Annotated in this window: 1 protein-coding gene; it reads right to left on the bottom strand. The window is 66.9% G+C overall.

What is annotated here, in order from left to right; translation table 11 throughout:
• A partial coding sequence (locus JUB13_RS31060) for a hypothetical protein (protein WP_456237122.1) occupies positions 1 to 498 on the bottom strand: 498 nt, incomplete at both ends.

Here is a 498-nt window from a genome sequence, read left to right as displayed (position 1 = left end):
GGGCCGGGGTCCTTGGGCGTGTCGGAGCCCAGGCCCCAGCACTTGCCGACCTTGTCCGCGACCTCCTGGCTCACGAGGTCGGCGACCCAGCCGTTCATGGAGCCGTAGCCCGTCGCATAGACGATCACTTCGGCCGGGATCTCCTTTCCGCTGTCCAGCACGACCCCGGTCTCGGTGATCTCCTCGACTTGGCCGGGCTCCAGCCTGATCCTGCCGTCGATGATCAGCTGCGAAGCCCCGGTGTCGATGTAGAAGCCGGAGGCGCGGCGCAGGGACTTCATGAGTATCCCCGTGCCGTCGGCGCCGAAGTCGAGCCTGAAGCCCGCCTTCTCGAGGTCGCGGTAGAAGTCGGCGTCGACCTCGCGGATCTTGTCGCAGAGCTGCTTCTGGCGTTCGGCCATCAGCCTGAAGGGCAGGGAGGCGAAGATCAGGTCGGCCTTGGCCGTGGTCATGCCGGACTGCACGGCCTTCTCGGAATAGAGCGGGCCCAGGCCGTAC

The organism is Arenibaculum pallidiluteum (assembly GCF_017355985.1).
In the GTDB taxonomy this organism is placed as follows: Bacteria; Pseudomonadota; Alphaproteobacteria; order Azospirillales; family Azospirillaceae; genus Arenibaculum; species Arenibaculum pallidiluteum.
Note: the sequence above shows the minus strand (reverse complement) of the source record. Positions and strands in the feature narration are given on the sequence as shown.